General features: G+C 62.3%; 18 protein-coding genes and 1 pseudogene. 7 read left to right on the top strand and 12 right to left on the bottom strand.

What is annotated here, in order from left to right; genetic code table 11:
- Positions 1-49: 49 nt before the first annotated feature.
- Both VGG51_12090 and VGG51_12085 read left to right on the top strand, forming a co-directional pair.
- Positions 50-517, top strand: coding sequence for a DUF5069 domain-containing protein (locus VGG51_12090; protein HEY1883769.1), 468 nt, complete (start codon positions 50-52; stop codon positions 515-517).
- Positions 518-574: 57 nt separating this feature from the next.
- Complete coding sequence (locus VGG51_12085; GenBank protein ID HEY1883768.1) at positions 575-1,483, top strand: alpha/beta hydrolase; 909 nt, start codon at positions 575-577, stop codon at positions 1,481-1,483.
- Here VGG51_12085 and VGG51_12080 read toward each other — a convergent pair.
- The 3 genes from VGG51_12080 to VGG51_12070 all read right to left on the bottom strand — a co-directional run bounded on the left by VGG51_12080 (position 1,480) and on the right by VGG51_12070 (position 8,173).
- On the bottom strand, positions 1,480-3,018 hold the full coding sequence (locus tag VGG51_12080; protein HEY1883767.1) for an FAD-dependent monooxygenase: 1,539 nt from the start codon (positions 3,016-3,018) through the stop codon (positions 1,480-1,482). The genes VGG51_12085 and VGG51_12080 overlap by 4 nt on opposite strands.
- Before the next feature lie 881 nt (positions 3,019-3,899).
- Entirely contained in the window at positions 3,900-5,486 is a 1,587-nt protein-coding gene (locus tag VGG51_12075) for a peptide ABC transporter substrate-binding protein (protein HEY1883766.1), read from the bottom strand.
- Positions 5,483-8,173, bottom strand: coding sequence for an adenylate/guanylate cyclase domain-containing protein (locus VGG51_12070; protein ID HEY1883765.1), 2,691 nt, complete (start codon positions 8,171-8,173; stop codon positions 5,483-5,485). Before VGG51_12070 ends, VGG51_12075 begins: the two co-directional genes overlap by 4 nt.
- A gap of 104 nt (positions 8,174-8,277) precedes the next feature.
- On the opposite strand from VGG51_12070, the gene VGG51_12065 reads away from it, so the two are divergent.
- Entirely contained in the window at positions 8,278-8,652 is a 375-nt protein-coding gene (locus VGG51_12065) for a VOC family protein (GenBank protein ID HEY1883764.1), read from the top strand.
- Between the two features lie 21 nt (positions 8,653-8,673).
- Here VGG51_12065 and VGG51_12060 read toward each other — a convergent pair whose 3' ends face one another.
- Positions 8,674-9,924 carry a M56 family metallopeptidase gene (locus VGG51_12060; protein HEY1883763.1) on the bottom strand — a complete coding sequence of 417 codons (1,251 nt, stop codon included), beginning with the start codon at positions 9,922-9,924 and terminating at the stop codon, positions 8,674-8,676.
- Entirely contained in the window at positions 9,921-10,307 is a 387-nt protein-coding gene (locus VGG51_12055) for a BlaI/MecI/CopY family transcriptional regulator (protein HEY1883762.1), read from the bottom strand. The genes VGG51_12060 and VGG51_12055 overlap by 4 nt, the downstream gene beginning before the upstream one ends.
- 132 nt (positions 10,308-10,439) lie before the next feature.
- Between VGG51_12055 and VGG51_12050 the strand changes: the two genes are divergently transcribed.
- The gene (locus VGG51_12050) at positions 10,440-11,558 is read left to right on the top strand and encodes an aminotransferase class I/II-fold pyridoxal phosphate-dependent enzyme (protein HEY1883761.1); all 1,119 of its coding nucleotides are present in this window, start codon (positions 10,440-10,442) and stop codon (positions 11,556-11,558) included.
- Here the strand turns inward: VGG51_12050 and VGG51_12045 are convergent.
- On the bottom strand, positions 11,539-11,937 hold the full coding sequence (locus VGG51_12045) for a hypothetical protein (protein HEY1883760.1): 399 nt from the start codon (positions 11,935-11,937) through the stop codon (positions 11,539-11,541). The two genes, VGG51_12050 and VGG51_12045, sit on opposite strands and share 20 nt — an antisense overlap.
- 383 nt (positions 11,938-12,320) lie before the next feature.
- Here VGG51_12045 and VGG51_12040 point away from each other — a divergent pair.
- Positions 12,321-12,953 (top strand): annotated as a pseudogene (locus tag VGG51_12040) (MFS transporter).
- 121 nt (positions 12,954-13,074) lie between these two features.
- Here the strand turns inward: VGG51_12040 and cdd are convergent.
- From cdd to VGG51_12020, 4 genes are read right to left on the bottom strand one after another with little or no spacing between them, the layout of a single operon-like run.
- Complete coding sequence (gene cdd, locus VGG51_12035; protein HEY1883759.1) at positions 13,075-13,470, bottom strand: cytidine deaminase; 396 nt, start codon at positions 13,468-13,470, stop codon at positions 13,075-13,077.
- Positions 13,467-14,201, bottom strand: coding sequence for a hypothetical protein (locus VGG51_12030; GenBank protein HEY1883758.1), 735 nt, complete (start codon positions 14,199-14,201; stop codon positions 13,467-13,469). The genes cdd and VGG51_12030 overlap by 4 nt, the downstream gene beginning before the upstream one ends.
- Positions 14,202-14,209: 8 nt before the next feature.
- A complete protein-coding gene (locus VGG51_12025; GenBank protein HEY1883757.1) occupies positions 14,210-15,079 on the bottom strand; it encodes a GNAT family N-acetyltransferase in 870 nt (289 codons plus the stop codon).
- Positions 15,080-15,097: 18 nt separating this feature from the next.
- On the bottom strand, positions 15,098-15,460 hold the full coding sequence (locus VGG51_12020; protein HEY1883756.1) for a metallopeptidase family protein: 363 nt from the start codon (positions 15,458-15,460) through the stop codon (positions 15,098-15,100).
- A 148-nt stretch (positions 15,461-15,608) separates the two neighbouring features.
- Here VGG51_12020 and VGG51_12015 point away from each other — a divergent pair, with 148 nt between their 5' ends.
- Positions 15,609-15,911 (top strand): STAS domain-containing protein, encoded by a 303-nt coding sequence (locus VGG51_12015; protein ID HEY1883755.1) that lies wholly within the window; start codon positions 15,609-15,611, stop codon positions 15,909-15,911.
- Positions 15,912-15,920: 9 nt separating this feature from the next.
- Here the strand turns inward: VGG51_12015 and VGG51_12010 are convergent, their stop codons facing one another.
- The gene (locus VGG51_12010) at positions 15,921-16,742 is read right to left on the bottom strand and encodes a hypothetical protein (GenBank protein HEY1883754.1); all 822 of its coding nucleotides are present in this window, start codon (positions 16,740-16,742) and stop codon (positions 15,921-15,923) included.
- A 74-nt stretch (positions 16,743-16,816) separates the two neighbouring features.
- Between VGG51_12010 and VGG51_12005 the strand changes: the two genes are divergently transcribed.
- Positions 16,817-17,401 (top strand): HD domain-containing protein, encoded by a 585-nt coding sequence (locus tag VGG51_12005; GenBank protein ID HEY1883753.1) that lies wholly within the window; start codon positions 16,817-16,819, stop codon positions 17,399-17,401.
- Here the strand turns inward: VGG51_12005 and VGG51_12000 are convergent.
- Complete coding sequence (locus VGG51_12000) at positions 17,394-20,054, bottom strand: AAA family ATPase (protein HEY1883752.1); 2,661 nt, start codon at positions 20,052-20,054, stop codon at positions 17,394-17,396. The two genes, VGG51_12005 and VGG51_12000, sit on opposite strands and share 8 nt — an antisense overlap.
- Positions 20,055-20,114: the final 60 nt, after the last annotated feature.

Here is a 20,114-nt window from a genome sequence, read left to right as displayed (position 1 = left end):
TTTAGAAAGTTTTATTGCAATGCGGTGCCTCTGAAAGTAGTGTAGAGCGATGCGCAACGAGGGGTCCGGGCGCCCATTCCGCAGCCCGTACGAAAAGGCACTCGGCTTGGTGTTCCTGCCGCGGCTGATCGATAAGATGCGCGCCGTCGGAACGCCAACCCTGGACGGATATAACTACAAGACCGTTGGGATGGATGCCACGGTGCTGGGGTTCTTGGAAGTCGATGGCGACGTGCTGGAAGCGTACGTGCGCGAAGGCCACAACGACGATCGGGTCTATGCTTGGATACAAGCACACGGCCGGCACTACGACGCGGCGGACGCGCAGGATCTCAACCACCGCATCCTCGATCGAGGTCAACGCAGCGACGATGAGAAAGCGACGTTCGAGGCGCGTCGCGCGCAACGCTATCCCGGTCGGGAGGATCTTCGTTACTACGTCGATCTTATCGAAGCAGATGAAGGTGGAGCGATTCGGGCTCGGCCTCTCCCAAAGAGTGCCTACGAACCCGAGTAAGCCGGGTCCCCGAAACGCCTGCTTGGAACCTCGAAGGCCACGCCGAATAGCGAGAGCATGAGGCTCCTGACGCGTTGCGCGCTGATACTCGTGGTGCTCTCAGCCGCGCCGCTCTGCTGTGGTGCGACCGTCTCTGAGCGCCACGTACAGCCGCAGGGCACTTCCTACTCCGGCATCTTGAAAGTCGAACGCTTCGGCAATCGCGATAATCGCGCGCTCGTCTTTATTCCGGCGCTCTTTTGCGGCTCATGGCAATGGAACGCGCAGATCAACAAGCTTTCGAAGGAATACAACGTCGTCGTGACCTTGCCCGGTTTCGGCGGTCGTCCGATGGTACCAGGCGACGACTTGATGGCTCGCGCGGCGGAGAGCCTGCATGAATTGATCGTCACCCGGCATCTCCGCCGGCCGGTGATCGTCGGACACAGTTTGGGCGGAACGCTCGCCGTCTACTTTGCCGAGCACTATCCCAACGATCTCACAAATCTCGTGACGGTCGAAGGCGGATACCCGGTCGCTCCAACGCAGCCGGCCCGCGACGCGGCCGTAAAGAAAAGCACGGCTCCGTACGAAGGGTTGCCGCAGGCTGAGGTGAGCGCCGTCGCCCGCAAGCAGACGCTGCAGCATACGATCACGCAAAAAGGCGATGTCGAAACCGTCGAGATCCTGGCCGCGCGCAGCAAGCCGGCAGCGATCGTCGCGTGGCTGCAGGCCGCGCTCTCGCTCGATCTCACGCCGGGCCTCAAACGAATAACGGTTCCCTTTACCGCCATCATCCCGTTCGACCCCGATATCGATCCGTATCAAGGCTTCAAAACGGCCGCGCAAAAGCAAGACGACTACACGCGCTGGGTTGAAAATGCCCCCGACGGTAAGGTCGTCCTAATCACGCCAAGCCGCCATTTTGTGATGTTCGACCAGCCCCAGCGCTTCGAGCAGGCACTGGAGACGGCGATCTCCCGCTAGGGGTTCGGCGCGATCGCCGAAAGCGAGATGCCCCGAGCGTAAGCGTCCAAGCGCGCCGGCTCGTCGCCCTCAAATGCGAGTGCAACGTGGCCGTCCGGCCGAACGAGATAGCCGGCGTCGTGGGCGAAACCGGCTTTTGCTACGTCGCGGCTCCACGCGAACGCTTCTACCGAAATGCCGAGATGCTCGCAGAGCGCCGCGACGCTGCTTCCGGGCTGCCCGTAGACGTGCAGCTGCCAGTCCAGCGAGCGTAGCGGTTCGTAGTTGTCGATGCTCTCCACCCACGGGAGGCGGTCGCCGCCGCGGACGCCGCCCGCCTTACCCTCACTCAGGCTTGAATCGGGATAGTGAATCTGCGTCTGGGAAACGAGGCGGAAGAAGGTGCGCCTCGTGACCGGCAGCCGCGTCGCCGCTACGATGCCGAGCGGCGCAGCGAAGCGGCGGATAAACTCACCGGCGAGGCCGGGCGCGACGATGGCGGTGAACGCGCGATCGGTCGTTGCCACCAAAGCGCGCGCAAAAGCGACGCGCTCCTCTTCAAAGCTTTCGAGAACGTTTGCTGCCGTTCGGCCGCGCAGCACGCCGCCAAGCTTCCAGCCGAGGTTCACCGCATCGCCGATACCGGTATTCATCCCTTGACCGCCCGCCGGGCTGTGAATGTGCGCGGCGTCGCCCAGAATGAACGCTCGTCCGTTACGAAAGCGCTCGGCGACGCGGTGGTGCACGCGATAGAACGCAAACCAGTTGACCTCGGTCACCCGCGTGCCGAGTACCGGTTCGATGCGATTGCGGATGTCGTCGAAGGTCAGGTTTTCGGTTTTCGAAAGCTCCGGGGGGACGAGCCCGATCAAGCGCTGCATTCCGCTCGAGCGAACCGGGAACAGCAGGACCAGCGCGTGCTCGCCGAGGTTGGCGTAAAGGTCGGTATCGAACCCCTCGGCGACCTTGCAGTCACAGACGAAGAACGGCTGCTCGTACGTGACGCCGGCAAAGCCCAGGCCGAGTGATTCGCGCACCCGTGAGTGCGCGCCGTCGCAGCCGCAGAGATACTCGGCCTCGATCCCTTCCTCACCGTTTGGCCCGGTAACCGTCACGCGGACGCCGGTTTCATCCTGCGACAATCCGGTTAGCGCGGTTTTCCGTTCGACCGCAAAGCCCGCTTCCGCGAGACGTTTTTCGAGGAAGCGCTCGTGATCGTCTTGCGGATACGTAAGCGCGAACGGATAGGGACTGATGCCGGCGCCCAGATCGCTAAAGCGAAGCTGCAACACCTCGCGCGATGCGCCTCCACGGACGCTTTCACGCAAATGCAGGCGCTGCACGACGATTCCTTCCTCGACCATAGCGTCCGCGAAGCCAAACTGCCGGTAGAACTCGAGCGTGCGAGCCTGCACGACCATCGCGCGCGACCGTTCGCCGGGTCCATCCGCCGCGTCGATCAGCCGGAACGGAATGCCCTGTCGGGCGAGACTCAACGCGAGCACGAGTCCCGTCGGCCCGGCCCCGGCAATCAAGACTCGCGTGGCAGAGGTCACGCTCAAAGCGTTCGACGCCTGGGTGGCGATTTCGCTGCATGATGCCTCGAATAAGCGGCATCGACGGCGTGGTCATTTCCGCGCGGCATTACGCGGCGCTCGAGCGATGATGCGACGTCCCGGTTTTGGCCCGTAATACATTAGTACTGAGTTTTTAAGAAGCGACGCCTTGAGAACGTGACTGCTCGCACGGGGTAGGCTAGGGCTCTCGCCGACGGGGGAGTGATAGGCACGCCGAGTTGCCGCATTGGTACGTTCGGTTCGGTCGGATCGCTTTGAGCGGGCTGCGTTCGCGCGAGCAGGCCGCGGAAGACCTCCTTGGATCGTGCAATAGACGCAGTTTTTCCTAACGCATCGGGGACAAAATTATTTTAGTCTGAGTTTTCCCGGGGGCTGTGCTTAGCGGATGTTCGCCGTCCTCATCCTGGTCCTGAACCGTGGCAGAGGCATTAATCGTGATACACGTGGCAGACTTGGGACACTCTGGCAGGCTTCTATCCGTCCCGTTAGACTTGCAATCATCACTTGTTGCCTGCGACGGGCACTTCGGCGCCGGGTCGGTCAGGTAGCGAATCTGAACTACGCATGGAAGCTGCTTAGGCGCTCCGGGTGCAGTGGACGGAAGGCATGGGCTCGTAGGTGCACCGTCAACCTTGAGGTCGACGCCGCTTCCGGTTTTGAAGTCAAAGCCTATCGGATTTCCGTCCAGACAATTATCACGAAACCCGAAATATGCGGTGGCCAGAATAAGAACTCCAATAAGGCCCCATTGAAAAACTTGTAACTTCATTCGCTAGCCTCCTCGCTTTTGAAAAACCCAAGACAGGTGCTGGCTTGCTTAGCGTTCCTAACGAGCGGTCGGTAGTCCTTTTTTCTGGAACTTATTTTACGTCCCACATTTCGGGACTGAGCGGATAGCCGAGCATATTGCGAGCGAGGCCGACGACGTGCCGGTTCTCAGCATCGAGATATTGCGTGTAGTACAGCGGGACAATCGGAGCCTCGTCGTCGATGATCTGTTGCATTGCGCGAAAATCGCTAGCGCGGTTCACTTCGTCCGCAGTAGACGCTTGATCTCTATACGCAGCGTCGAAACGAGGATCGCAAAAGCGGAATATATTGGTTCCATTCGCCCCTACTTGGCTGCATGCGAAATCCACGCTCTGCTCCGGGTCGGCGCCGCCGATCCAGCCCTGCTCGGCGACGTTAAACCTGCCCGTCCTGAGCGGGCCATTAGGCGCGTTGAAGATGCTTGCAGGGAACGATTTTACCGTCGAGCCGATTCCCGCCGCTTGAAGTTGCTGCTGCACGAGGGCTGAAAAAACGCCGGAACTCCCAATCTGCGCGACGATCAACACATTGAGCGGAACGCCATCCTTTTTACGCTGACTTCCGGACCACTCCCAGCCGGCCGACTTCAAGAGGAGATCTGCTTTCGAAACGTCACGAACGGCTGGTTCGAGGCTGGTGTCGTGCCAGGAAAGCACCGGCGGTAGGAATGCCGCGGCCGGAGGGCTGAAGATATGCAGCGCGCGACCTATCATTTTAACGTCAATCGCATTAACTATTGCTCGCCGAACCCGAACATCGTTTGTCGGGGCGGCCGACGTTTGAAGTGATAAATAGTCCATTCCATTGATCGGAGTCGCTACGATTCGCAATCCGGAATCCGGACGGATCTGTGCCGCGAGACTGGACGGTACGCGTGCCACATCAACCTCGCCCGAACGCAGGGCGACTGCAACGGAGCTTAGGTCCGGCATGATTCGTACATCGATTCGCTTCAGCTTAGGCCGAGGCGCGAAATAGGCGTTGGGCTCGAAAACGATTCGATCTCCACGGAACCAACGAGTCACACGGAAGGGTCCCGTGCCGAACGGAGTCTGTTCCCACGCCGACCCTCGAAGCAGCGTCGTCTTGAATGCATGCGCCGGTAAGATGCCGAAAGCAAAATCGGACTCTGCAAAAAGCTCGCGTGTAGCCGCATTCCAAGGTTCTCGGAGCTTGACGACGACGGTCTGTGGGTTCGGCGTAGTGAGCGAAACGATGCGTCTATAGGCGTCTTCGATGACGGGGTTTCGTGGATCCATAATAGCATGATAGGTAAATGCCACATCCGCCGAACGGAGCGGGACGCCATCGGCGAATCGAACGTTATCCCTGAGATGATAAACGATCGTTCTTCCGTCGGAAGAAATGTCTCCGTTTGCACGAGATGGAACGCGCGTTACTAATACCGGTGTGATCTTGTTGTCGCGTGATATGCCGACCAGAGTCTGGACGACGAGAAGATCCAGGCCGATCGTATCTTGATCGTGAGCCAGCAACGGGTTAAGTGAAGATGGTTCCGACCAGTCCGCGATGCGCAGGACGTGCGGCTCGGATATGCGCTCCTGGTTCGCTGCCGTGCACGAAGCGAGAATCGCTCCGCTTATCGCAAGGATGACTCCGCGAAGAAACTTGATCACGGTGTCACCTCCAGCGCTTTGCTACGGTTTAAAACGGCAGCCGCGTCACGCATGTCCATCTGCGCTCCTTCTTGGCGCAGCGCAGCGCGCCGCGTTTCCGGCATGGCAGCTTCCAGCTTCGTCACGGCCATCTCGTATGCGATGCTGTCGTGAAGCTCCCGGCCGCTTTCTCGAAAGAGCCGATCGGCCATCCCCAAAAGACGAAGAGCGAGGTCGGATTCTCCATCCGTTGCTTTGACGGCGGCGATGCCGTGAAGGGCGCGTGCGATGTAGTCTTTGGCATGAAGCTCGGAAGCATCGTGAAGGGTCGCCATGAAGCCCTCAAGCGCTGCGTGGAAGCGGCCTTCCTCTAAGTCAACGGTTGCCAGCCCGTGCCTCGCCGCGCAAGCTCCATATCGGTCGCCTTGGTGAAGCCGCTCCGTAAGCGTCCGCTCGAACAGCCTCCGCGAGCTCTCGAGATCGCGCAGCCCTAACTTCACCCATCCTATCGCCATCGAGACGTCGCCGAGGATGCGGGCTTCGCCTAGGCGCTGCGCGCGCTCCATGGCGTCTTCGAGCAGCTGGAGAGCCTGTTGAAGATCCCCGCGCTGGCGCGCCAACATTCCGAGATTCCCAAGGCACAGCATCTCCGCACGCGCGTCACCCGATTCGATAAAATGTGGAAAGCTTTCGCGGTAGAGAGCTTCAGCCGTATCAAGGTGACCCTGGCGATGTTGAACCTCGGCAATGCGAAAGAGCGCCTGAGCGATCCCTTCGCTGCTATCGAGTGAGCGAAAGATGCCGAGGGCCTCATTAGAAAGCCTTAGCGATTCATCTAAGTCATCTTGCAACGTAGCGAAACTCGCACCTAGGCAAAGGAGACGTGCGCGGTCAGAATCTTCCTTCTCTGCGAGGCTGAGAGCGCGTGTTATCCAGGACCGGCCTTCAGTAATATTTCCGCGCATTCGCCAATCGGACGAAAGCGTACGAACCAGACGCACTGCTTCTGGTTGCTCGTTTGCGAAATACCATTCGAGCATCAACCGAAGGTTAGGTGTGTCGTTATCGAGCATTGCCGGGGGCGAGCCGTTGCCGTAGGCGTCTGCCGCTTGCAATACGATCGACGCGTAATAGCCTGCGTGTGCGGCCTCGGCTGCCGCTTCCTCGTTCGACTGCCTGAGCTGCTCGCGGCCGTACTCGCAGACTACCTCCAGTAGGCGATAGTAGGCATCGCCGTCGTGATCCTCGGCCTCGAGAAGCGACTTGTCGATGAGGGAATCGACGATCTCGTTGGCGTTCGCGATTTCTGGCGCCACCGCACTAATCGCGTCAAGGGTGCATGCGCCGCCAAACACCGAGAGCGCCCGCAGCACTACGCGCTCGTCGTGGGAGAGCAGGTCATAGCTCCAAGCTATCGTTTCGCGCAGAGTCCGGTGCCGCGAGGTCTCCGTCGAATCTTTGCTCGAAAGCGTGAGCGCGGACCTGAGGCGGCGTTCCAAGTGCTCCAGGGTCATCGAGGAGAGGCGAGCGCACGCGAGTTCGATCGCCAGGGGCATGTTTTCGAGCTTCGCGCAGAGCGATGCCATCGCAGAACCGTCAGAATCGTCAAGCGTAAGCATTGGCGCGATCTGGCGCGCGCGCTCCAGGAAAAGCGCTCGACCCTCGGTCAGCGGTCCGAGCCGATAAATCTGTTCTCCGACCACGTGCAGTGGCTCACGGCTCGTCGTCAAGATACTTACACCAGGTGACTTCGAGAGGACATTTTTCGCGAGGAGGGTTACGCCACCGATCAGATGCTCGACGTTGTCGAGGATTAGGAGGAGAGTTTTGTCGACGAGGTGCTCCAGTAACGTCGCCTCTATTTGCTCACCGGCGCGTTCGCGAACGCCTAAGGCATCGGCAACGGCTTGCGGAATGAAGTCGGCATTGCGAACCGGGGAAAGGTCTACCAACCAGCGCCCATCCAGATAGCGATCTGCGGCAGTCGCACAAAGTTGTAATGTCAGTCGGGTCTTTCCAATACCACCCGGGCCAACGATCGTCAGGAGCCGGCCGCGAGAAAGCAGAGTACTGACCTGCTGCAGCTCGAGCGTACGCCCCACGAAGGTCGAAATCTGCGTGGGCAAATTGTTGGGGCGCGAGTCGAGCATCTTCGGCGCGGGAAAATCAGCGCGCAGGCCCGGCGCTATCACTTGGAAACCAGCCTCCGGTCTGCTGAGGCCCTTTAGCCGAATCAGGCCAACGTTGCGGAGCGTGACCCCTTCCGGAAGTGCGTCCTGGAGCAGAGCGGCAGTTGCTTCGGATAAAAGGATCTGCTCTCCGTAGGCGGCCGACATCAGTCGCGCAACACGGTTTGTCGTCGCCCCGAAGTAGTCGCCGTCACGCTCGGTACAGACACCGCTGTGAATACCTATGCGGACGCGCACTGCACCGGTCTCCGCCGGCCATGCGTGATCGTGCAAGGCGCGCTGAAGTGTGATGGATGCGCTAAGCGCGTCCTCTGGATCTCGGAACACCGCGCAAAAGGCGTCGCCGACGGTTTTGAATACGGCACCGCCGCTCGAAGCGATCGTCGAACGGACCAGGTTATCGTGCTGCGATAACGCCTCACGCATCGCCAACGGATGGCGTTCCCAAAGCTGGGTACTGCCTTCAATGTCGGTAAATAAAAGCGTAACCGTTCCGCTCGGAAGTACCTCGGACGCCATTAGAAGGTATTCGTGCTTTGCGAGCCTCTGCCTCGCGGCTAACGGCTCAGTTGGGTCTAGGCGCTAGGGTCTCCCCCTTTGCGATGTCGAAAAGCCAGGAACAAATGGCCCGAGTAACTGGGATTGGCGGAGTGTTCATTCGCGCGCGGGATCCCGCAGCGCTCGCGAAATGGTACGAGAAGCATCTCGGAATCGTTGAGAAACCGGGCGAAGGGATCTCATTCCGTTGGTCGGAGGATCCCGATCCAAATGCGCTGACGGTCTTCAGTATCTTCGATGCCGATGACGACTACTGGGAACGCACGCAGCCGGTGATGCTCAACTTTCGGGTCGACGGCCTCGACGAACTGATCGCTAAGCTCGCTGGCGCAGGGGTTACCGTTCTAGAAAGAGCCGAGGACCACGAGTACGGGCGGTTCCGCTGGATCGTCGACCCCGAAGGCAACCGCATCGAGCTCTGGGAGCCGCGCCCCCATTAGCAGGGCCGAGGAACCTATCTTCTAGGGGCTCGGCTTGAAGTCTGCGCGGAAGAGGTACGCTCCCTCGACGGGCGCGCAGTCGGCGATCTCGGGCGAGTACTTGCTCTTGCGAGCCGCTTCGAGGACGGCAGTGTCGGCGGTTTTATTGCCGCTCGACTTCACGACGGATGTTTTGAGGACATGGCCGTCGGGCGCGAGCGTCACTAAGACCTCGGTTGTTCCGGAAACCGCCAGCCCGTGCGGCAGCATCGGCGGCGCGGGGTCGGTAGCGGATGCCTCGACGACCGGATGAGCGCACGTCGCCGCTACCACAAGCCTTTTTGGCACCGCGGGCGTGAGGGCGAGAGCAGGAGAGAGTGCTTGCAGCACGATCGTTGCGATGAGAAACAGCATGACGGCACCTCCGATGGCAAAGGAGTTGATGGTAAGGCGGCGCGGTTCGTTCGAACCCAAACGTTCGATACGCTCGATGAGGGTGCGCCGCGAGTGAAACGCGGTCGGGGTTAAGAGCGGAGCGTTTCGCGAGCGAACCGATTGCGCGAGCAACGCGAGACACGCGGCGTACTCGCCCGGACTGCCGACGCTCTCGACGACCCAATCGTCGCAGGCGGCCTCGCGTTCGAGGCACAGGTTGCGCCCCGCAAGGTACACCCAGGGATTGAGAATCAGCAGCGCTTCGACTGCGCGGGCAATCAGATTGCAGAGTGGATCGTAACGGCGGATATGCGCGCGCTCGTGCGCGACGATCCGCTGCAGGTTCGCAGGGGTGAGCTCGTTTGCAATCGCGCTCGGGATTACGATCGCCGGGGAAAGGATGCCCGCGACGATCGGCACGCTGAGATCGTCGCACACCCAGACGTCACGGCCGGCGCCGGCGAGGGGCCGCAACGCCCGCCGGATCGCGTAGACCCTAAAAAAGCTGACCGCGAGACGGATCAACGCGAGCACCGCCGCAGCAAACCAAAAGCCGAGCAAGACCGGCGCGGCCCACGAAAACACCGCGTCGGCGTGCGAGACGAAAGAGCCCGCCGGGACCAAGGTAATTTTGACGGCCGATCCCGCGCCGTGCGATTGCACGAGGCCGGCGAGCGACGCGCCCGCGTGCGATGCGGTTGCTAGGATCGGAACGATTACCAGCGCCAGCAGCGTCGCAAACCAAATGGCGTAGCGCGTGGCGGCATTGGAACGGGGAATCAGGCGCGTAACCAGCCACGCGATCGCGACCAGCGGCGCTCCCTGCCACAAGCCATTGAGAAGCACGCCGGCAATCACGAGCGTTCCTTTCGCTTGCGCGCGATCAGCCGTTTGATCTCGGCCAACTCGTCTGAGGAGAGCCGTTCGCCGTCGAGCAGCGTTACCGCGAGCGCTCCGGGCGAGCTGCCGAAGAAACGGTCGAGCACGTGCCGCACGGCGGATCGTGCCGCGTCGCTTCGCCGGATCGCCGGGCGGTAAACGAAAGCGCGCCCAACTTCGTCGTGCGTAAGGTGTCCTTTTTGCTCCAGCGTACGCAGCGTGGTGAGCACCGTGCTATAGGTAAGGGGCGGCGGCTCGAGTCCCTCGACAACCTCGGCGACGGTTCCCTGCCCGTTGCGCCAAAGCACCTCCATGAGCCGCAGCTCGTGATCGGTTAGGACGACCGCTTTTCGGCGAGACACTTCGCGCAAATCCTCCAGAGCTATTAGATTGTAATAGAGACTACCACCGACGGCTCGCGTTGTCAACTAGATTCCTAATAGTATAGTCTGCGGCGGCCGGACCGCAGCTCCGCCGCCGAGAAGCGCCGCAAGATGAAAGCACATGCTCTTCGGCCCTTCGCGTTGGAACGGTTCTTCGCGCGCTACGAATTCACCACACGTTACCTGCTTTGCTCGAGCGACCCCGAATCGATGCCGATAAGCGAGCTGCTCGCGCTCGAACCCGGTGCGGATCGCCGGCTCGCCGAGTTGCGGCTCGGATATATCGACTCGCGCGGGACTCCAGAGCTGCGTAATGCTATCGCCTCGCTTTACGAAAACCGCGGCGCAGAACAGATCCTCGCGCACAGCGGCACCCAAGAGCCGATCTTCGCCTTCATGCACGCGATCCTCGAGCCCGGGGATCATCTCGTCGTGCAGTTCCCGGCATATCAGTCGCACTATTCGATTGCAGAGAGCCTCGGTGCGCACGTCACGCGCTGGGATGCCGATCTCGACCTCGGCGGAGCGCCCGATGTGGGCGAGCTCGAACGCCTGGTCCGTCCGAAGACACGCGCGATCGTCATCACCACCCCGAACAATCCGACCGGCTACCAGTTCACCCGCCGCGCGCTTGACGCGATCGTCGAAATCGCGCGCAAGCGCGGCATCTGGCTGCTGGGCGACGAGGTCTATCGCGGCACCGAGCGCGAGGCGGAGCGGCTGCCGGCAGCCGCCGATCTCTACGAACGCGGCGTCTCGCTGGGGGGCACGGCCAAAGCCTACGGGCTCGCCGGCTTGCGAATCGGCTGGGCCGCCGCGCAGGATGTGTCGCTGTTGGACGAGATGGCCTCGATCAAAGACTATCTGACGATCTGCAACAGCGCGCCGAGCGAACTGCTCGCAGCGCTTGCTTTGCGCCACGCCGGCGAGCTCTGGGAGCGCGTGGCGCGCATCACCTCGCGGAATCTCGACCTGCTCGACGGTTTTTTCGCCCGTCGCGCCGATCGTTTTCGCTGGACGCGGCCGCTTGCGGGTACGACGGCGTTTCCGCGTTATCTCGCCGGCAGCAGCGAAGCCTTCTGCACGCGCTTGGTCGAACGCGCGGGGGTGCTGCTTTTACCAAGCACCGCATTCGACGCCGGCGACGCGCATTGCCGTCTCGGATACGGTCGAGTGAATCTGCCCGAAGCGCTCGCGGCCCTCGACGAATTCATGAATTTGGACGGCTGAGAAACTGCAGGGCCCCTCGCCCGCAAAAAGAACCGTCAGCCATGGCGGCATTCTTCGATCGTTCACGCTCGATTGCAAACCCCGGCTTCAATCGCTGGCTCGTTCCGCCCGCGGCGCTCTGTATCCACCTTTGCATCGGCGAGGTGTATGCATTTAGCGTCTTCACCAAGCCGATGTCGCAGGCGATCGGCATCACCGCGCCCGCGGCAACCGATTGGTCGGTGCCGCCGATTGGCTGGATCTTCAGCATCGCGATCGTCTTTCTCGGACTCTCGTCGGCCGTGTTCGGCAAGTGGGTCGAGCGTGCCGGCCCGCGTGCGGCGATGTTCGTTGCGGCGCTTTGCTTCTGCATCGGTTTGGTCGTCGCGAGCCTCGGCATCGACGCGCATCAGCTGTGGCTCGTCTATCTCGGCTACGGCGTGATCGGCGGCTGCGGCTTGGGCATCGGTTATATCTCGCCGGTCTCGACGCTCGTAAAGTGGTTTCCAGACCGGCCTGGTCTGGCGACGGGAACCGCGATCATGGGCTTTGGCGGAGGCGCGCTGATCGGTGCGCCACTCTCCGTGCTGCTAATGAAGCATTTCGCTAATGCAGCGAATACCGGCGTCGCGCAGACGATGATCGTGCTCGCGATCGTCTACTTCGTTTGGATGTTCGCCGGCTCGATGATCGTGCGCGTTCCACCCGAGAACTGGCAGCCGCAAGGGTACGTCGCGCCTACCGCCTCCCACGGCCTCGTTACGACGCGCAACGTCGTGCTCGAGCAAGCGCTTGCGCACGCCGCAGTTCTACGTGCTCTGGTTCGTGCTCTGTTTGAACGTCACCGCCGGCATCGGCGTGCTCGGCCAAGCCTCGCTGATGATTCAGGAGATGTTCGGGGTAACCGCGGTTGCCGCCGCGGGCTTCGTGGGGCTCATGAGCATCTTCAATATGGCCGGCCGCATCGGCTGGGCCTCCGCGTCGGATTTCATGGGACGCAAGACGACCTATACCATATTCTTCATCCTCGGCGCGATACTCTACGTGCTCGCGCCGAGCTTCGGGCACATGCACGCGATCGTGCTCTTCGTGCTCGCGTTCCTGATCATAATCAGCATGTACGGCGGCGGCTTCGCGACGATCCCAGCCTATCTGCGCGATCTCTTCGGCACCGTCAACGTCGGCGCGATTCACGGAGCGCTGCTCACCGCGTGGTCTGCCGCGGGCGTGCTCGGGCCCGTGCTCTTCAACTACATTCGCGAATATCAGATCAATCACGGCGTTGCGAAAGCCGACGCGTACTCCGTCACCATGTACGTGATGGCCGGGCTGCTCGTCGTTGGATTGCTTTGTAATCTCGCCGTGCGACCCGTGGACGAACGCCGTTATCTGGAGACGCAGCATGCAGCAGACTAGGAGTTACACCGTCGCACTCGTGCTCGCTTGGCTTTGGGTTGGTATACCGCTTGCTTGGGGAGTTGCGCTGACGCTCCGTAACGCAGTCAATCTTTTCAAGTAACCACGGTGCGGAGGCCGTCTATTGCAGGCTCCGTGCGTCAAAAGGAGTTGGTAAAAGGGCTTCCATCTTGTAGCGCTGTACGACCTCTCCGGGTACAGCCGACAGCACCTCGATATCTCCGCAAAACTCCCACACGACCTGGCGGCACGCTCCGCACGGCACGACGCCTCTGTTATCTTCTGATACGATGAGAAGTCTTTTGAATTCGCGGTGCCCGTCGGAAAGCGCCTTGAAGAGCGCGACGCGCTCGGCACACATCGTCAAGCCGTAGGAAGAATTTTCGATGTTTGCCCCGGTTACGATTTGGCCATCGGCGGTTTCGAGGGCCGCACCAACCGTAAAGTGTGAAAATTCGGCAGAAGCGTTCTTTCGCGCTGCATCTGCCGCTGCGAGCAACTCCGTGTCGCTGTTCATGCCCAACCTCCGGTCAATATCTCGTAGATGTAGGCTGCGGAGACGGACGCCATGTCCATCGCGGCTTGATCGTGGAAACGGCTCTCAACCAGCGACTTGTTGCTGTCGCACGAAAGCGTCCCGAGCGGCGCGGTCTCGTGGTCCGACGATTCGAAGCTCCTGATCGGCGCGGCCAGCACGCTTTTGAGCTCCTGCCAGACTCTTACGTTGGGCGGATAGTCGCCGTTGATATGTACGTCGTTTTTGTCGATCCAGTTCCCTTTGAAGGCTCGCACGACGACAAACTTCTCGGAGTCGGGGCCTTGGCAGGGGATTGGATCGTACGTATCCGCGTGGCGGTGCATGCTCCAAGTCTCGTACGGGAGCAGCCTCTTGGTTTTGCGGTCGTAGAGCCGGCACGCCACGCGAATCGTCGCGCCGTCGCTGGTCATCGTGAGGGCGTGGCCTAATACCGCGAGCAGCTGCCGTACGTGCTGCGACTTGCGGGACGATCGTGAGCTTTGCATGAGGCGGGCGGCGACGGCGGTAAACGCGACGGCCAGAGTCGCTAGTCCCAGCGTATCGAGCTCGTTTCTGAAGAAGATTGCTCCCATGCCGAATGATGCAAAGTCCAGCTCCATCGCGCGGCCGCGATCCCACAGGAGCGCTCCGAGCAGGCATATGAGGAGCGCGGCGATTAGATTGCTGAAGCCGTTGAAGAGGTCGGAATAACCGCGGACGAGCCGCCGCAACGCGCTCACTAGTACAAGATGGATGGGAGATATGGGCCGGAGGGTTCCTGATACAGCCCGCGCGACATGAGCGTCATCGTCATGAGGACCCGCATGCCGTGATCCAAGCACCAGCGAAAGAGCCGGTAGTTGCGAATCGGCACGAGCACACCGAGGCTCGGCAGCCGGGGGACGGTCAACAGCAGCGCGCAGATAGCGTCGGTCGTCTCGCCGGCAGAGTGACCGAAGTAACCCAGGCCCGAGGTGTACGCGCGGATTGCGCCCTCGCGTTCGGCGACGAACGCCGCGTTCGCCGCGGCGGCGGCCGCAAGCTCCGCGCCCCGATCGAAGCCGTGCACGCCCGTGCATATCTCGTTGCACGCGCGCAGATCATCGGGTCTGAGAGGACGAACGGTGTAGCCCGTTAGGTTCGAGTCCGCCGCGTCGCCATCCATCACGGCGAGCTCTTCGCGCGACGCGAAGCCCAGTTTGGTGTAAAGCGAGAGCGAACGTGAGTGATAGGCCGCTTGCACGAGGCGCACGCCGGGGAAGCCGCGCGCGTCGCTGCGCTCGATCACCGCGTCCATCAGCCGGCGCCCGAGGCCGCCGTCCTGGACTGCTGGATCGATCGTGATGGGGCCGATCCCCGATATCGCGTTGCGTTCGTCGAGCCAGTTGCTGCCGATGACCGCGCCGTCGCGCTCGGCGACGACGCCGTAAAATCCGGGACTGTCGTGGAGCGTCTCCATGATGCCGGCGCCGGCCTCGGAGCTCGGCAAATCGGGCGGGAAGCCGTGCCGCTGCGCGATCGCACGAAAGGCTTCGTAACAAATCCGTCCGCACGGTGCGATATCTCGCGGCTCGAATTGCCGGACGACGACCGATTTTAGCTTGGCCACGCCGCCAGGTTCGCTCTTTTAGTAGGGCATCTCCTCATCGCAGAGCCCGAAATAGTGGCCGAGCTCGTGAATCAGCGTCTCGCGCACCTCGTCTACCGCTTCGGCGCGGTTGCGCGCGACGCGGTTGATCGGGCCGCGGAAGACGGCGATTTCGTCGGGAAGAAGCGGGGCGTCGTGCGATCGTTCGGTGAGGGCGACGCCGCGATAGATGCCGAGCAGCTCGTCATCGTCCTCCCCTTCCGTGCTCTCGAAGTCTTCGTCGGTCGGCTCCTCCTCGACCGCGATGGCCACGTTCTTGATGAGGTCGTTGAAGCGCTGCGGAAGTGATTCCAGCGCCTCCTCAACGACCCGCTCGAACTCGTCGCGGCTTAGCGCTTCCAAAACGCTTCCGAAGGACCGGGCGTGGAGGCCGGCCCGGGCGCCGGAGTCGGCGTTCTCATGCCCCGACTTCCTTCGCACGATCGGCGAGGCCCTGTTGGGTTCCCAGGTTGCTTCAAGGATTTGCTCGGAGAGACGGTGCTACCATTGCTTGGCTTTGCGTTCCCACGCTCTTCGCCGCGTCGAACTCGACGGCGAATACGATCTCAGCCGAAAGGAAGAGGTCGCCGCGCTCTTTGCGCGCCTGGTGCCCGACGGGCCGGCGTCGGTCGACATGAGCCGAGTGACATACATCGATTCGACGTTTCTGCACCAGCTCGCGCTGCTGCACTTTCGTTTCAAAGATTTTCCGGTCACGCTGATCAACATCCGCCCCAACGTTAAGCGGATCCTCGACATCGTGAAGTTCGACCGGCTCTTCCGCTTCGCGGGCGAGCCCGACCTCAACTTCTGAAGCACATTTCTAGCGAACCTGCGAGCGGATCAGCCGCGTTGCCGGCGAGTTGGTCATGTCTTCGAGCAGCGACTGCAGCGGCGCCACGTCGACGGCGATGAAGCCTCCTTGCGGGTGGTCGAGGTCGACGATCGTAAAGACCGTCGCCGCAAATAAGAGGCAGAAGATCGCCGAGAGCAGGGCATGCGGCTCCTTAGCGTAGCCGAAGGTCAATCCGAAAAGAAACGCCCCGACGATCGTGCAGAGGACGATGATGAAGATGATCGGCCGCGGCACGTGGTTGCTCAATGCGGCGAGCTGCTCTTCGGAGGCGTTGATCGTCTCGACGACCGAGCGCGTTACGTCGGCAAAGAGCGTACTGCGCGGATCGCGCAAGACCGCGTTCGTCGCCATCGTCCAGAGCTCGCCTTGCAGCTGCTTACCCTCGTCGATCGCGGCCCGCTCGGCGTTGGGATCTTCGACTTCGTCGTAGCTCTTGAGCCGCGCGCGCGTATACTCGACGAGCGCGTGCCGGAAGGGAACGCTCTGCGCCCCGGGCAGGAACGCGGCGCGCAGAAACGCGGTTCGAATGGCGTCGGCCTCGGTCACGACGAGGCTCCGGCGAGCCTCGTACCGGCCGGCCGCAAACGAGAAGGAGAAGCCCAGAATCAGCGCGATCAGCGCGAAGATCGCCGCCTGTCCCAAGCCGTATGCCCAACCGGCCTTGTCGTGCTGATTCCATCGCGATCTTGCGGAGTAGAAATAGCCGCCGGCAAGCGCCAGCAGCGAGATCGGGAAGACGATGACGAAATAGATGAGCGGGTCGGGTCTGGTCGTCAAGTTCTCAAACATGTTCGGGCATCCACTCCTTTGCTTCCAAGTCTGCGCCGTAGGCCACGAGAACGTCCGTTTCGAAGAGCGCCATAATGAAGCTTTCCGAGCGATTCGACGACGCGGTCGCCTATGCTAACCGCGTGCACGGCAATCAGCGGCGGAAGGGCACCGAAGTTCCCTACCTGAGCCACCTGCTGGCGGTCGCGAGCCTCGTGCTCGAATACGGCGGCGACGAGGAGGAGGCGATCGCGGCGCTCCTGCACGATGCGCCCGAGGATCGCGGCGGCGCACCGGTGCTCGAAGAAATTCGCGAGCGTTTCGGGGGCCGGGTCGCGGGCATCGTCGAGGGATGTTCCGACTCGCTGGTCGAGGATCCGCGGCAGAAAGAGCCGTGGCAGTTTCGTAAGGAGCGCTACCACGAGCATCTGCGCGAAACCGGCGATTCTTCCGTGCTTCTGGTCAGCGCCGCGGACAAGCTGCACAACGCGCGGGCGACGCTGGGCGACGTGCAGCGTTTCGGCCCGACGGTCTGGAATCGGTTTCATTCAACGCCGGAGCAGGCGCTTTGGAACTATCGCGAGCTGCTTGAGGCGTATCGCGCGTCGGCAGATCCGCGCGTGCAGCACGCGGTCGCCGACCTGCAGCCGCTCGTCGACGCGCTGGCCGAGGTCACGTAGCCGGCGGATCGAGCATCTCCGGCGTCAGCTCCCAGCGGGCGCGTATTCCCAGTTTGCTAAAGGCCGCTTCGACGTGGTGCTCGATCGTCCGAACGCTGACCTCGAAGACCGTCGCGATCTCACGGTTCGACCGTTTCGCGGCAACGAGTCGTGCCACTTCGCGCTGGCGCGGGGAGAGGCGTGCGCCGAACGGTGCGTACTTCGCTTTATACGTTTCGCCGGCGGCCAGACGCGCGACGTCCGCCGTCGCACCGCACTGGGCGTAGACGCGCGCGGCCGCGCGTGGATTCCCCGCGAGCTCGAGCGCGCCGGCTTGATAGAGGCGCCAGCCGATCTCGCCAAATCGCGCCGCAGCCTTCGAGGCGAGCTCGGCAGCGGCAGCGTGTCGCCCCTGCCGGCTCAGGAGCGTCGCTTTGCAGAACGCAACGTGCGCCTGGGCGCTGGGCGCGAGCGCAGCGGTGAAATAGCGTTCGGTCTGTTCGACGGCCCGGGCGGCGCACCCGATCGCCGCGACGCGCGCGGCCCAAAGTTGAATCGCCGTATATGGATCGATAAACTCCTCGCTGACGCAGCGCTCGAGGACGCCGCGAAGGTCTTTGCTCATGCCGCGAACCTGCATCACCTCGCCAAAGCCGGCGAGGAGCATTCCGCAAGATTCCGCGTCGTTCGCGCGGATTGCATCGTGCAGGAGCTGCGAGTCGAAAAACGCATCGACGAGCGCAAGATCGCCGGAGCGCATGCCGATCGTGACCGCGGCGCTCGCATCGAAGGCTTCGCTATGGCGGCCCGATGCGCGCCAGGCCGCGTGCTCGTGGAAGAGCCGCTTGGCGTCGGCCACGTCTCCGGCGAGCAGCGCAATTCGCATGCGTTCCTTCAGCGCTCGATGGCGCAGATCGTTGACGGTGCCCTCTCTCTTTGCCGCGACCGCGTCCGCGCGCTCGGCGTACTCGCGAGCGAGGCGCAGGTCGCCGAAACGACACGCGATTTCGACGCCGGAGCCGTAGGCGGAGACCGCGGCGCGTAGGGCGGGCATACGGTTCGCGGCTTCAACGGCTTGGTCGATCACCGCGAGCGTACGGCGCAGCGGCGTTACGAGCGCTTCGATCTCAGCTTTTGCGATGAAATAGCGGAGCCGGGCTTCGTCGTTTTCAAGGCGATCGAACGGTACTTTAGTGAAAAGCCGAGTGGCGTCGCTGAGGCGCCCGGTATATGAGAGCCAGTAGGCTAGCGTCAGCATCGCGACCCACTTGCGGTTCTCGCTGTTCGGAAGGCCGAGTTCCCCAAATCGTGCGATCGTCTCTTCGATATTACCGAGGTCTCCTTCGATCAGTTGAGCCAAGAAGAGATAGTCGAGGGCGTTGGAGACGGTCTCGGCCTCCTGCGACGCGTCCAATGTCTCGACAACAGAGCGAGCGACCGACGACATGCGCCGGAAATCGCTCGTATTGATATAGCAGCGCATCGTCTGCTTCATGCAGGCGACCCACCTGGCGCCGCCGCGCTCCGCGTGCGCGGCGGCGCGAACGTAAAACTCCGCAGCCGCCGCGAAGTCGGCCGAATCCCCAAACTGATCGGCGGCCCGCATGAACGAGGCCGCGGCACACTCGTGGTCTTCGACGATTTCGGCGTGGTGCGCCAGAAGGGAGACGGTTCGCGTGTCCGCCTCGCGCTCGCCGCCGAGCCGCTGGACGACGCGCTGGTGGAGTATTTCACGTTTGATGCTGACGACACCCGAACAGAGCGCCTTGCGTAAGGCCTCCCGCCGAAAGGCAAACCAGCCGGAAGCAGCGTCTTGCTCGAAGAGTACGCCGAGATCGCTGGCGCGCTGTAACGCGTCGGCCACCTCGATGCGCGGGCGGTCGACGATCTCCGGGAGCCACTCGCCGCGAAACGTATCGCCGATGATACTGCACGCCGATAGGATCTCGAACTCTGCTCGCGACAGATCCGCGCGGATTTGCGCCGCCGCCGCTCGCGCGCTCTCGGGAACGAGCGGCGCATCGCGTCGCGGCTGGAGCGCGTTGCGGACAAGCTCGATCGCAAACCGCGGGTTTCCCTGGGCGGTTCGAACGATCTCATGCACGTCGTCGTTCGAGAGCGCGCGCACGCCGGCGAGGCTCCGGACCAGCACTTCGGTGGCGGCTTCGTCGAGGGGGCTTAGGCGGCGCGCAACGATGCGGCCGCGCCACCCATCTTCCTCGGCGGTGCCGACTACGGCCAGCCGGTGGTGCCCCGTCAGTGCTACGAGGCCATTTAGCGTCGCACGTTCGCTCGCATCGGCAAGATGGACGTCGTCGACCAGCAATGCGACCGGCCGATGCCTCGCGCGTTTCGCCAACGCCTCGAGCAGAGCGGCCGTACGCTTTCGCCCGCCGTCCGCTTCGCGCGGCACGCGAAACGCAACGGCTAGCTGCGAGGCAAGATCGGGTCCGAACTGCGCGGGTGCCCCACAGCGAACGCTTACGAGCTGGACTGAGCGGCTGTTTCTAGCACACTCGCGCAGGAGCCGCGACTTCCCGATGCCCGGTTCGCCGAGCCAGACGAGAGCCGACCCATCCCCCAGCGCGGCATCGTGCACTAGGCTGCGAACGGAGTCGAGCTCGGCTTCGCGTCCGACGTAGTAAGGGGAATCGGCGACGGCATCTCTTGCCATGAGAGCGATTTCCAATCGCACGTGACCTCCGCCCGCAATCGCTTTGCAGTCATCTAGGTA

The sequence above is a fragment of the Candidatus Cybelea sp. genome, from assembly GCA_036489315.1.
Classification (GTDB): Bacteria; Vulcanimicrobiota; Vulcanimicrobiia; order Vulcanimicrobiales; family Vulcanimicrobiaceae; genus Cybelea.
The sequence above is the reverse complement of the archived record's forward strand: the minus strand, read 5'-3'. Positions and strand labels throughout refer to the sequence as shown.

Bases quoted from the DNA above. Each gene is read 5' to 3' on its own strand.
- VGG51_12045 (HEY1883760.1), bottom strand. From the start codon at position 11,937: ATGCCGAGGCTCGCGACGACCAAACCGATGCAGAAGCAAAGCGCCGCA.
- VGG51_12090 (HEY1883769.1), top strand. From the start codon at position 50: ATGCGCAACGAGGGGTCCGGGCGCCCATTCCGCAGCCCGTACGAAAAG.
- cdd (HEY1883759.1), bottom strand. From the start codon at position 13,470: ATGAACAGCGACACGGAGTTGCTCGCAGCGGCAGATGCAGCGCGAAAG.
- VGG51_12050 (HEY1883761.1), top strand. From the start codon at position 10,440: ATGAAAGCACATGCTCTTCGGCCCTTCGCGTTGGAACGGTTCTTCGCG.
- VGG51_12085 (HEY1883768.1), top strand. From the start codon at position 575: ATGAGGCTCCTGACGCGTTGCGCGCTGATACTCGTGGTGCTCTCAGCC.
- VGG51_12000 (HEY1883752.1), bottom strand. From the start codon at position 20,054: ATGGCAAGAGATGCCGTCGCCGATTCCCCTTACTACGTCGGACGCGAA.
- VGG51_12065 (HEY1883764.1), top strand. From the start codon at position 8,278: ATGGCCCGAGTAACTGGGATTGGCGGAGTGTTCATTCGCGCGCGGGAT.
- VGG51_12070 (HEY1883765.1), bottom strand. From the start codon at position 8,173: ATGGCGTCCGAGGTACTTCCGAGCGGAACGGTTACGCTTTTATTTACC.
- VGG51_12005 (HEY1883753.1), top strand. From the start codon at position 16,817: ATGAAGCTTTCCGAGCGATTCGACGACGCGGTCGCCTATGCTAACCGC.
- VGG51_12010 (HEY1883754.1), bottom strand. From the start codon at position 16,742: ATGTTTGAGAACTTGACGACCAGACCCGACCCGCTCATCTATTTCGTC.